The organism is Pseudescherichia vulneris (assembly GCF_902164725.1).
Lineage (GTDB): Bacteria > Pseudomonadota > Gammaproteobacteria > Enterobacterales > Enterobacteriaceae > Pseudescherichia > Pseudescherichia vulneris.
Window position 1 is genome coordinate 3,427,490 of record NZ_LR607338.1, and the last position, 12,902, is coordinate 3,440,391.

Annotated in this window: 7 protein-coding genes; all 7 read right to left on the bottom strand. The window is 61.6% G+C overall.

From position 1 onward, the window contains the following. Positions 1-214: 214 nt before the first annotated feature. A complete protein-coding gene (trhP, locus tag FN633_RS14320) occupies positions 215-1,576 on the bottom strand; it encodes a prephenate-dependent tRNA uridine(34) hydroxylase TrhP (RefSeq protein WP_154058166.1) in 1,362 nt (453 codons plus the stop codon). 160 nt (positions 1,577-1,736) lie between these two features. After that, positions 1,737-2,459 carry an envelope stress response regulator BaeR gene (gene baeR / locus FN633_RS14325; protein ID WP_154058167.1) on the bottom strand — a complete coding sequence of 241 codons (723 nt, stop codon included), beginning with the start codon at positions 2,457-2,459 and terminating at the stop codon, positions 1,737-1,739. Beyond that, positions 2,456-3,859: an envelope stress sensor histidine kinase BaeS gene (baeS, locus tag FN633_RS14330; RefSeq protein WP_154058168.1), complete on the bottom strand. Its 1,404-nt coding sequence runs from the start codon at positions 3,857-3,859 to the stop codon at positions 2,456-2,458. Before baeS ends, baeR begins: the two co-directional genes overlap by 4 nt. Continuing rightward, positions 3,856-5,271 carry an MFS transporter gene (gene mdtD / locus FN633_RS14335; protein ID WP_154058169.1) on the bottom strand — a complete coding sequence of 472 codons (1,416 nt, stop codon included), beginning with the start codon at positions 5,269-5,271 and terminating at the stop codon, positions 3,856-3,858. The genes baeS and mdtD overlap by 4 nt, the downstream gene beginning before the upstream one ends. Positions 5,272-5,303: 32 nt before the next feature. After that, complete coding sequence (gene mdtC, locus FN633_RS14340; RefSeq protein WP_154058170.1) at positions 5,304-8,381, bottom strand: multidrug efflux RND transporter permease subunit MdtC; 3,078 nt, start codon at positions 8,379-8,381, stop codon at positions 5,304-5,306. Continuing rightward, positions 8,382-11,516, bottom strand: coding sequence for an MdtB/MuxB family multidrug efflux RND transporter permease subunit (locus tag FN633_RS14345; RefSeq protein ID WP_154058171.1), 3,135 nt, complete (start codon positions 11,514-11,516; stop codon positions 8,382-8,384). After that, on the bottom strand, positions 11,516-12,760 hold the full coding sequence (locus FN633_RS14350; protein ID WP_154058172.1) for an MdtA/MuxA family multidrug efflux RND transporter periplasmic adaptor subunit: 1,245 nt from the start codon (positions 12,758-12,760) through the stop codon (positions 11,516-11,518). Before FN633_RS14350 ends, FN633_RS14345 begins: the two co-directional genes overlap by 1 nt. Positions 12,761-12,902 lie beyond the last annotated feature (142 nt).

The following is a 12,902-nucleotide window of genomic DNA, read 5'->3' on the forward strand; positions in this document are numbered from 1 at the left end:
GCCACATATTCATGAAGGGGTTTTTATGCAGGTAAAAAAATAGGCCTGCGTAAGGGAGATTACACAGGCCAAGGAGGTGGTTCCTGGTAGAGCTAGCATTTATGGGTTATGTTTTTCAGCGCAGGGATAATACCCTTATCAAGCGAAACGGTATGTGATCCGATTCTAAGATTCATATCACCTGAAAAAATAACCCATTTGAACTAGTTGCTCACTAAGCAGCGTGCGGATTGCGCGTCGTCTGGCCGTTGAAATTGCGCATCAGCAGACCGTACTCCAGCTGCATATCCGAAGGCACTGGCAGCCAGACGGTATAGCCGTCGCCCGGCGCAACCGGCATCGCTTCGCCTTTGGCGTTCTCCATATGCTCCAGGGTGAAGTTGACGTTGCCGTGGGGGGTCATCAGCTCCATGCTGTCTCCCACCGAGAACTTGTTCTTCACCTTCACCGCCGCCAGCGCACCGTTGCGCTCGCCGGTGAATTCGCCAACAAACTGCTGGCGATCGGAGATCGAGTAGCCCTGCTCGTAGTTCTGGTAGTCGTCATGGGTGTGGCGACGCAGGAAGCCTTCGGTATAGCCCCGGTGCGCCAGCCCCTCCAGAGTTTCCATCAGGCTGGTGTCGAACGGTTTACCGGCGGCAGCGTCATCAATGGCCTTACGGTAAACCTGCGCGGTACGGGCGCAGTAGTAGAAGGACTTGGTACGGCCCTCTATCTTCAGCGAGTGCACGCCCATCTGGGTCAGACGCTCAACGTGGGCGATGGCGCGCAGATCCTTCGAGTTCATGATGTAGGTGCCGTGCTCATCTTCGAACGCGGTCATGTACTCGCCGGGACGCTGGGCCTCTTCAATCATAAATACCTTGTCGGTCGGCGCGCCAATACCCAGCGTCGGCTCGACGTTTTTCACCGGGATCGGCTCGTGGACGTGGACAATATTACCCACGGCGTCCTCTTTCCCTTCCTGGACGTTGTACTCCCAGCGGCAGGCGTTGGTGCAGGTGCCCTGGTTCGGATCGCGCTTGTTGATATAGCCCGACAGCAGGCAGCGGCCAGAGTAAGCCATGCACAGCGCGCCGTGCACGAAGATCTCAAGCTCCATCTCCGGCACCTGCTGGCGGATCTCGGCGATCTCATCCAGCGATAGCTCGCGGGAGAGGATCACCCGGGTCAGGCCCATCTGCTGCCAGAATTTCACCGTCGCCCAGTTGACGGCATTCGCCTGCACCGAGAGGTGAATGTCCATCTCCGGGAAGTGCTCGCGCACCAGCATGATTAAACCGGGATCGGACATGATCAGCGCATCCGGCCCCATCGCCACCACCGGCGCTAAATCGCGGATAAAGGTCTTTAGCTTGGCGTTGTGCGGCGCAATATTGACCACCACGTAGAACTTTTTACCCAGCGCATGGGCTTCGTTGATCCCCAGCTGGAGATTCTCGTGGTTGAATTCGTTATTGCGCACGCGCAGGGAGTAGCGGGGCTGGCCCGCGTAGACGGCATCCGCGCCATAGGCGAAGGCGTAACGCATATTTTTCAGCGTTCCCGCCGGGGAGAGGAGTTCCGGTTTAAACATGATGTTCTCGTTCTGATGACAGGTCAGATCCGCCGCAGCATAGTGGGCGGGCAGGGGGTAATCCCCTGTTTTAAGGGCGGGAATTATAGCGCTGCGGGGGTGGCAGGTAAACATTTAATTAAAACTAACGATAATTNNTAACGGGTAAAAGATAGTAAAGTCAGGCTATCCGACCCGCATCTGCTTCCCAGCGGTAGCCGACGCCGTACACCGCCCGGATAAACGACTGCTCCTCATCCAGCGCCTCCAGCTTGCGACGCAGGTTCTTGATATGGCTGTCGATGGTGCGGTCGGTCACCACCCGGTAATCATCATAGAGATGATTCAGCAGCTGCTCGCGGGAGAAGACCTTTCCCGGCTCGCTGGAAAGCGTCTTCAGCAGGCGAAACTCGGCGGGCGTCAGATCCAGCGCCTTGCTGTGCCAGCTGGCCTGGAAGCGACCCTCGTCGATCACCAGCGGGCTGATCGCGTCCAGCTCTTTCAGCTCGCGCTGGGGCTTGCAGCGGCGCAGAATAGTTTTTACCCGCGCCACCACTTCCCGAGGGCTATAGGGTTTGCAGATGTAGTCATCGGCACCGATCTCCAGCCCCAGCAGGCGGTCGATCTCTTCGATTCGGGCGGTGACCATCACAATCGGCAGATCGGAGAAGCGGCGGATCTCCCGGCACAGGGTCAGGCCGTCGGTGCCGGGAAGCATCAGATCCAGCAGCATCAGATCCGGCGGCGTCTGGCGCACGTAGGGCAGCACCTTATCGCCGTGGTTGATCAGCGTCGGGGCATAGCCCGCCGCCCGCAGATAGTCCACCAGCAGCTGTCCCAGCTTCGGCTCATCTTCCACGATTAAAATGCGTGGGGTGTTTTCGTCAATGGGTAACTCAGTCATACATCTCTCGGTAAATCGCGTTCCAGCGGTAGTTCAACTGTAATGCTTACCCCGCCAAAAGGCGAATGGGCAGCGGCAATGGTCCCGCCGTGGGCTTCAACAATGTTCACACAGATAGGCAGCCCCAGCCCGGAGCCGCCGCTGGCGCGGTTGCGCGAGCCTTCGGTGCGGTAGAAGCGCTCAAACAGACGGCTGAGCTGCTCGTCGCTGACGCCGGGGCCGCTGTCAGCAAAGGTCATCGCTAAGGTAGTGGGCTTCACGGTAGCGCTAATCAACAGTTGGCCCCCGGCATCGGTATAGCGCAGGCTGTTCTCCAGCAGATTATTAAACAGCTGCATCAGGCGGTCGCGATCGCCGAACACGATAGCGCTCTCCGGCAGCGAGACGCTAAGGGTTAAACCCCGGCTGGCGAAGCGCTCCCGAAACGCCCCGGCGGCGATCTCCAGTAGGGTAATCACGTCCATCGGGGCTTTCTGATAGGCCAGCGCCCCCTCGTCGGACATCGAGAGCTGATGCAGATCGTCGACCAGCTTGGTCAGCGTGCCCACCTCGGCCTGCAAGGAGGCCACCGACTCAGGGGTAAACTGGCGCACGCCGTCCTGAATCGCCTCCAGCTCGCCGCGCAGCACCGCCAGCGGGGTACGCAGCTCGTGCGAGATGTCGGCCATAAAGTCGCGGCGCATCTGCTGATTCTTCTCCAGGGTGCTGGCAAGCTGGTTAAAGTCCTGGGCCAGCTTGCCTAGCTCATCCGGGCTGGACGTTGCCACGCGGGTGGTAAAGTCCCCGGCCGCCAGCCGGTGCGTCCCCTCCACCAGCCGCTTCACCGGGGCCAGCAGACCGCGCGCCAGCGGGAAGGTCGCCAGCGCCGCCAACAGCGTAGCAAGGCCGACGATCAGCCAACTGGTGCGCCGCTGCTGGCGGTCAAAGTTGATGTCGGTGTTGCGGGTCAGACGCTCCACTGGAGAAGCGATCACCGCGCCCACTTCCGCCCCGTTGACCATTATCGCCCGCCGGGTTCCCTCTTTGGGGATCGGCGAGCGCGGGCCTACCAGCACGTCGCCGCTCTGATCGGTCACCCAAAACTGGGTGCGCCAGCCGTGGGGCGGCATGCCGGGGCCGGGCCGATCGTCGTCGCCATCATGCTCAAACGAGCGCAGGATCTGGAAGACAAAGCGGTCATTGTTGCGCAGAAAGCGCCAGTTGCCGTGCAGCGCGTACTGCTCTCCCAGCGCGTCGCCAAGCATCTGCAGGCGCTGCTCGTTGCCGTGCTTGATGTAGTCGATAAAGCCGCGCTCAAAGCTGATCCGCACCGCCCAGTGCATGGTGATCAGCAGCGCAATGCAGGTGGCGAGGATCGCCAGAAAGAGCTTGCCGGTAATACCGGGTCGCCAGAATTTCATTGTTGGCTCCTTTTACGCCGGGCAATCACGGTGTTGGTGCTGGCGTCATTCGGCACGCGGGCAAAGACCAGCGCGGGCAGGGCGATGATTACCGCCATGCACAGATAGGTGGAAAAGAAAACGTGGTGCACCAGCGTGCTGTCGGTCGCCAGATGCTGCTGACCAAACAGGCCCAGCAGCAGCCCGGCGACGGTGACGCCAATACTCATCGACAGCTGCATGATCATCGACAGCAGGCTGTTACCGCTGCTGGCCTGCGCATCCGGGAGATCCTTCAACGTCAGGGTGTTCATGGTCGAGAAGCGCATCGAGTTGATCATTCCCTGCACGAACAGGACCACCGGCAGCAGGTAATAGAGGCCCGCCAGCGCGGTGGCCATAAACAGCAGGCTTACCAGCGCCAGCCCCACCGTGCTGGCTACCAATACCTGGCGGTAGCCAAAGCGGTTAACGATCTGCACCACGATCCGCTTCATGCCCATGCTGCCCAGCACCATCGGGATCATCATCAGCCCGGCGTGGAACGGCGAGAAGCCGAGGCCGATCTGTAAAAATACCGGGGTGATAAAGGGCAGCATCCCGCTACCGATGCGTCCGGCAAAGCTGCCGGCAAGGCCAAGGGAGAAGGAGCGGGTACTAAACAGGCCGAGGGGGAAAAGCGCCGCCTCGTTGCGTCTGGCGTGCCACAGGTAGACGCCCAGCGCCAGCCCGCCCGCAACCACCAGCGCCACAAGGGTTAACGTTGAGATGCCTAACCCCTTCTGGCCGTCGAGGGCGAGAGTCAGCGCCGCCATGCCAAAGGCCAACAGCAGGAAGCCGGGCATATCGAAGCGGCGGGTTTGCAGGGTGTAGTTGGGCATCAGCCAGAGGGTAGCAATCGCCCCGATGATGCCCACCGGCAGGTTAATCAGGAAGATCCAGTGCCAGGAGGCGTACTCTACCAGAATCCCTCCCAAAGCCGGGCCGAGCAGGGGCCCAATCTGCCCCGGCAGGGTGACGAAGGTCATTGCCGCCATATACTGCGACCGGGGAACGATCTTCATCACCGTTAGCCTGCCCACCGGCACCATCATCGCGCCGCCGACGCCCTGCAACACGCGAGCCATCACCAGCCCATCGAGGGTACTGGCCTGGGCGCAGAACAGCGATCCCAGCGTAAACAGCACAATCGCCGTGAAGAAGACGTTGCGTACGCCAACCTTATCCGCCAGCCAGCCGCTGGCGGGAAGCATCACCGCCACCGTCAGCACGTAGGCCACGACGACCATATGCATATGCAGCGGGCTTTCGCCGAGGCTCTGCGCCATTGAGGGCAGGGCGGTATTGACGATGGTGGTATCCAACGCCTGCATGAAAAAGCCGAAGGCCACTATCCATAGCTGCCAGCGGACCTGGTTCGGAAGATCGGTCATTTCACCTGCCTCTTTACCCTTTACTCACTCAGTTACTCACCCAATAGCGGCTGACGCCTGCGGGCAAAACGCAGCCGCAGCCGGTCAAAGAAGAGATAGACCACCGGCGTGGTGTAGAGCGTCAGCAGCTGGCTCATCACCAGACCGCCGACGATGGTGATCCCCAGCGGCTGGCGCAGTTCGGAGCCGTCGCCGGAGGTCAGCACCAGCGGCAGCGCGCCAAACAGCGCCGCCAGGGTGGTCATCATGATCGGCCTGAAGCGCAGCAGACAGGCCTGGAAGATGGCCTCCTGCGGCGTCAGGTTGCCGGTGCGCTGCGCCTCCAGGGCGAAGTCGACCATCATGATGGCGTTCTTCTTGACGATACCTATCAATAACATAATTCCGATCAGGGCGATGAGGCTAAATGGGGCATCGAACAGCTCCAGCGCCAGCAGCGCTCCTACGCCCGCCGACGGCAGGGTAGAGAGAATGGTCAGCGGATGAACGTAACTCTCATAGAGAATGCCAAGCACAATGTAGACCGTGGCGATGGCCGCGAGGATCAGGATCAGCTGGGAGCGCATGGTATCCTGGAAGACCTGCGCGGTCCCGGCAAAGCTGCCGCGTACGCTGGAGGGTACCCCCAGCTGGGTCATCGTCCGGTCAATCGCCTCGCTGGCCTCGGAGAGCGATGTCCCGGTCGGCAGGTTAAAGGCGATGGTTGAGGCAGCAGAGAGCCCCTGATGGTTCACCGACAGCGGCGCGTTAGCGGGCTGCCATTTCGCGAAGTAGGAGAGGGGGATCGGCTTGCCCTCGCTGTTGATCACAAACATCTTATCCAGGGCGCTGATGTCCTGGGTATAGCGCGGATCGACCTCCATCACTACCTTGTACTGGTTCAGCGCCTCATAGATGGTCGAGATCTGCCGCTGGCCGAAGGCGTTGTTCAGCAGGCCGTTGGCATCCTGCACGCTGATGCCCAGCCGGGACATCGTCTCCCGGTCGTAGATCAGGTTCATTTCCGCGCCGTTATCCTGCTGATCGGAGTTAACGTCCGCCAGCTGGGGCAGGGCCGACAGCGCCTTGCGGATCTTCGGCTCCCACTCGCGCAGATCGCTGAGATCGTCCGAGAGCAGCGCGTACTGATAGCTGGCGTTCGACTGACGGCCACCGACGCGGATATCCTGTACCGCCATCAGGAACAGGTTAGCGCCCGGCTCTTTCGCCAGCTTTACGCGCAGGCGGTCAATCACTTGCTGGGCGGTATCGCTGCGCTGGTCGCGAGATTTCAGGGTGATAAACATCATCCCGCTGTTGACCCGCGAGCCGCCGGTAAAGCCGGTAACGTTATCCACCGCCGGATCGTCGCGAATAATCTTCATAAAGTCTGCTAGCTTGCCGCGCATCGCCTGGAAGGAGATGCTCTGATCCGCCTGGATACCGCCCATCAGCACGCCGGTGTCCTGCTCCGGAAAGAAGGTTTTCGGGATGGCAATATAGAGCCAGACGTTGAGCGCAATGGTGCCAAGCAGCACCACGCCCACTATCCGGGTATGGTTCAGCACCCACTTCAGCGATTTAGCGTAGCCCTGCTGAAGAGCGAGCAGCAGGCGGCCAAAGCCTCGCACTTTGCTTTCCGCTTTCGGTTTGCCGCTCTTGAGTAGCCAGCCGCACATCATCGGCGTCAGGGTCAGGGAGACCACCAGCGAGATGCCGATCGCCACCGACAGGGTGACGGCGAACTCCCGCAGCAGGCGACCCGGCAGGCCGTCCATCAGCAGCAGCGGCAGGAAAACCGCCACCAGCGACAGGCTCATGGAGAGCACGGTAAAGCCGACCTCCCGCGTGCCCTGCAATGCCGCCTGGAGCGGCTTCATTCCGGCCTCCAGATGGCGGGCAATATTCTCCAGCACCACGATGGCGTCATCCACTACAAAGCCGGTGGCGATGGTCAGGGCCATCAGGGAGAGGTTGTTGAGGCTAAAGCCGCACAGGTACATGGCGGCAAAGGTGCCGATCAGCGACACCGGCACCGCTACCGCCGGGATCAGCGTCGCCCGGCCCGAGCGCAGGAAGAGAAAGACCACCAGGATCACCAGCGCCACGGAGATGATCAGGCTGTGCTCGACCTCATCCAGCGAGGCGCGGATAGTGGGGGAGCGGTCCTGGGCGATCTGCAAGTCAATGGCCGCCGGGATCGTCTCCTGTAACTCCGGCAGCCGGGCGCGAATGCTGTCCACCGTCTGGATAATATTGGCTTCCGGCAGCTTGCGGATCATCAGCAGGATCGCTGGCTTGGCGTTGGTCATCCCGGCGTTGCGCACGTCCTGCACCGAATCGGTGACGCTGGCGACGTCGCCGAGACGCACCGCCGCTCCGTTGCTGTAGTGAACGATCAGCGGCTGGTAGGCCTCGGCGGTTTTGATCTCATCGTTGGTTTGCAATTGCCAGCGATGGGTGTCGTCCTCGATAGCCCCCTGTGGCCTGCGTACGTTGGCGTTATTAATCGCGCTGCGTACGGCGTCCAGCGACACGCCCTGGTTAAACAGCGCCTGCGGGTTGAGCGACACCCGCACGGCGGGCAGGGAGCTGCCGCCCACGTCAACGTCGCCCACGCCCTCTATTTGCGAGATGGTCTGCGCCAGCTGCGTCGAGGCAAAATCATACAGCTGCCCCTGGGAGTAGGTGTCCGAGGTCAACGTCAGGATCATGATCGGCGCATCGGACGGGTTTGCTTTGCGATAGGTCGGACGGCTCGGCATGCCGCTCGGCAGCAGGCTTTGCGCGGCGTTGATCGCTGCCTGCACGTCTCGCGCGGCACCGTTGATGTCGCGGTCGAAGTTGAACTCCAGAATGATACGCGTGCTGCCCAGCGAGCTGGAGGAGGTCATCTCATTGACCCCGGCGATGCGCCCGAGGGAGCGCTCCAGCGGCGTTGCCACCGAGGAGGCCATGGTCTCCGGCGACGCCCCAGGCAGGGAGGCGCTGACCATAATGACCGGGTAATCCACCTGCGGCAGCGGGGCCACCGGCAGCAGGCGGAAGCCAAGAATGCCGCAGAGGGTAATCGCCAGCGAAATCAGGATCGTGGCGACCGGGCGGTGAATGAAGAGGGCAAAAAACTTCACTTATGCCTCCTCGCCTTCACGCTCTTCGCGACGGGGGAAGCGGTGGCGAACCCGCAGGGCCAGGCGGTCAAACAGCAGGTAGATCACCGGCGTGGTAAACAGGGTCAGCACCTGGCTCACCAGCAGGCCACCGACCATGCCGATCCCCAACGGGCGGCGCAGCTCTGCGCCCACCCCGGTGCTCAGCATCAGCGGCAGCGCACCCAGTAGCGCCGCGAGGGTGGTCATCAGGATCGGACGGAAACGCAGCAGGCAGGCCTGATAGATCGCCTCCCGGGGCACCATGCCCTGTTCCCGCTCGGCGGCGAGGGCAAAGTCGATCATCATGATGGCGTTCTTTTTGACGATGCCGATCAGCAGAATGATACCGATAATGGCGATCACATCCAGTTCGCTGCCTGCCAGCATCAGGGCCAGCAGCGCGCCCACCCCCGCAGTGGGCAGGGTAGAGAGGATGGTGATCGGGTGGATAAAGCTCTCGTAGAGCACGCCGAGCACGATATACATCGCAACTACCGCCGCAACGATCAGCCACACGGTACTGCCCAGCGCGTCCTGGAATGCCAGCGAGCTGCCCTGGAACTGGGTGGTGATATCCCCCGGCAGGCTGAGGTTCTTCTCGCTATCCTGAATCGCCTGCACCGCATCCCCCAGCGCGTAACCGTCCGGAACGTTAAACGAGATGGTGGTAGACGGGAACTGATCAAGGTGGTTGATCGCCAGCGGGGTATAACGCTCTTCCACTTTGGCAATGGCGCTGAGCGGCACCACGCCGCCATCGCTGCTGGTGAGGCGGATGGAGTCCAGCGCCGCCAGACCCGGCGTCGCGGCGGTGTTATGCTCCAGCACGACCCGATACTGATTAGCCTGGGTATAGATGGTGGAGATCAGCCGCTGGCCGAATGCGTTGTAGAGGGCGTTATCCACGTCCGCCATGGTAATGCCCAGGCGGCTGGCGCTGTCCCGGTCAACGTTGACGTAGGCCGCCAGCCCCTTATCCTGCCAGTCGCTGCTGACGTCTGCCAGCTGCGGCAGGGTCTGGAGCTCGCTCATCAGCTGCGGTACCCAGGTGCTCAGCGCCTCAAGGGTCGTGGCCTGGAGGGTAAACTGGTACTGGGTGCGGCTGACGGTGGTGTCGATGGTCAGATCCTGGGTCGGCTGGAGATAGAGCGCCACGCCGGGCACCTTCGCTACCGCCTGTTGAAGCCGGGCGATCACCGTCTGGACGCGATCGTCCCGGTCATCCAGCGGCTTGAGGTTGATTTGCAGCCGGACGCTGTTCAGCGACGGGTTGGTGCCGTCCACGCCGACAAAGGCCGTGAGGCTCTCTACCGCCGGATCCTTCAGCACGATATCGCTCACCTGACGCTGGCGCTCCGCCATGCTGGCAAACGACGCCGACTGCGGGGCCTGCAGGGTGCCCTGAATAATGCCGTTATCCTGGATCGGGAAGAAGCCTTTCGGGATGGTCACCCACAGCAGCACCGACAGCAGCAACGCGCCCACCGCTACGCTGAGGGTCAGCCAGGGATGGTTCAGCACCTTCGTCAGCCCCCGGCCATAGGCGGCAATCACGCGGTCGAAAAAGCGCTCCGAGGCACGGGAGAAGCGGTTCTGCTTGCGCAGGGATTCATGGCTGAGCATCCGGGCGCACATCATCGGCGTCAGGGTCAGAGAGACCACGGCGGAGATCAGAATCGCCACTGCCAGGGTGACGGCAAACTCGCGGAACAGACGCCCCACGATATCGCCCATAAACAGCAGCGGGATCAGCACCGCGATCAGCGAGAAGGTGAGGGAGATAATGGTAAAGCCAATCTCTCCCGCGCCCTTCAACGCCGCCGCCAGCGGCTTCTCGCCTTTTTCGATATAGCGGGAGATATTCTCAATTACCACGATGGCGTCATCGACCACGAAGCCGGTGGCAATGGTCAGGGCCATTAGCGTCAGGTTGTTGATCGAGAAGTCGAGGAACACCATCACCGCAAAGGTGCCCACCAGCGACAGCGGTACCGCCACGGCGGGAATAATGGTCGCCGGCACGTTGCGCAGGAACAGGTAGATGATCATCACCACCAGGCCGATGGCCAGCATCAGCTCAAACTGGGTGTCGTGCACCGAGGCGCGAATGTTGGTGGTGCGATCCGAGAGGACCTTCACCGTGACCGACTTCGGCAGGCTCTCGGTAAGCTGGGGCAGCAGGGTACGGATGCTGTCGGCGGTAGAGAGAATGTTGGCGCCCGGCTGGCGCTGGACGTTCATCACAATCGCCTGCTGCTTGTTGGCCCACGCTCCCAGCCAGCTGTTCTCCGCACCCTGCTCAATGGTTGCTACGTCACCGAGGCGGATCGGTGCGCCATTCTGATAGGCGATAATCAGGCGGCGGTAGTCTTCGGCGGACTGCATCTGATCGTTCGCGGAGAGGGTCACCGCCCGCGTTGGGCCGTCGAGGCTACCCTTCGCCGAGTTCACGTTGTTGTTGTTAATCGCGGTGCGCACGGTTTCGCTGGTCAGCCCGAGGGCGGCGATAGCCTGGGCGTTAAGCTTCACCCGTACCGCTGGACGCTGGCCGCCGGAAAGCGTCACCAGGCCGACGCCGGCCACCTGAGAGATCTTCTGCGCCACCCGGGTCTCGACCATATCCTCAACCTGGGTCATCGGCATCGCGGTTGAGGTCACCGCCAGCGACATAATCGGCGGATCCGCCGGGTTAACCTTGCTGTAGACCGGCGGGTTAGGCAGATCGGAAGGCAGCAGGTTGGTAGCGGCGTTGATTGCGGCCTGCACCTCCTGCTCGGCAACGTCCAGCCCCAGCGTCAGCTGAAACTGCAGCGTCACTACCGATGCGCCGCCGGAGCTTTGGGAAGACATCTGCTTGAGGCCAGACATCTGGCCAAACTGCCGCTCAAGGGGCGCGGTAACGGCGGAGGTCATCACGTCTGGGCTAGCGCCAGGATAGAGGGTCACCACCTGAATCGTAGGATAGTCCACCTCGGGCAGGGCGGAGACCGGCAGAAAACGGTAGCCGATGATCCCGGCCAGCAGGATCGCCACCATCATCAGGGTAGTGGCGACCGGACGCAGAATAAACAGGCGGGACGGGCCGCCGGTGGCGCTGGGAGGTAACACCTGCATCAGGAACCCGCTCCCTCTGCGGCGCGCGCGCCGTGGGTTTTCGCCTGCGCGGCAGGGGCGGCGTCGGCGCTCTGGGCCGTTACGACCTCGACCTGCGCGCCTTCGGTTAAGCGGTCGATACCGTCGGTGACCACCCGGTCGCCTGCCGACAGCCCGGCGCTAATCGCCACCTGCTGACTGTTCTGAATGCCAGGCGTCACGGTGTGCTTGCTCACTTTGTTCTGCTCGTTCAGCACCCAGACGAAGTGACCGTCGTTGCCCATCTGCAGCGCGGCGGTCGGGATCAGCACCGCATTCTGTTCGGTAGAGACCAGCATCCTGGCGTTAACGAACTGGTTAGGAAAGAGGGCATCGTCTTGGTTGGCAAAGCGGGCTTTCAGCTTGATGGTGCCGGTGGTGGTGTCGATCTGGTTATCGAGGCTCAGCAGGGTGCCGTCGCTCAGCTTCTGCTTGTTGGTGCGGTCCCAAGCTTCAACACTAAGGGTTTGCCCGGCCTTTTGCGCCTGCACCACCGTGGCGATATCGCTCTCCGGCAGGGTAAAGACCAGATCGATAGGGTGGGTCTGGGTGATGACCACGATACCGGTGGTGTCACCGCTGGAGATCTGGTTGCCGATATCGACCTGCTTCAGGCCCACGCGGCCATCAATCGGGGCGGTAATGCGGCTCCAGTCCAGCTGCAGCTGGGCACTGGCGACCGAGGCTTCATCAGCCTTGATGGTGCCCTGGGATTCGCTTACCAGCGCCTGCTGGGCATCCAGCTCCTGGCGGGAAACCAGATTGGTTTTGACCAGCTGCTGATAGCGAGCCAGATCGCGCTGGGCGTTAGCCAGCGTAGCTTTGTCCTTCGCCAGCTGGCCCTGGGCCTGGGCGAGCGCTACCTTAAACTGGCTGGGATCGATCTCCGCTAAAAGGTCTCCGGCCTTGACCTGTTGGCCCTCCTGGAAGTGCAGAGCCATAAGCTGGCCGTCAACGCGGCTGCGCACGGTGACGGTATTGGCGGCGGTGATGGTGCCGAGGCCGGTCAAATAGCGGGGGACTTCGCCTTCTACGGCGGTGGCAGCCTGCACCGGGGCCAGCGGCATACCGCGACGGCCACCTGCAGCGCCACGTCCCGCCTGCGGAGCATGTGCGCCTGCCGCAGTCTGAGTGCTGTTGTGGCTATGCCAGTACCAAAGTGCGGCAATAGCAACAAGCGCCACGCCGATGACCATCGCCCAGCGGGCATTAACACGACCTTTCATTGTTATCCGTATCTCTTCCTGAAACATTTCACAGAATGATACTAGTTTAGTAATGCAACGCCGCAGAAAAATGGAGGAAATATGAAAGACCGTAGGGAATCGTCTGAATGGGAGACGTTGGTAGGCCCGGCAAGCGGAGCGT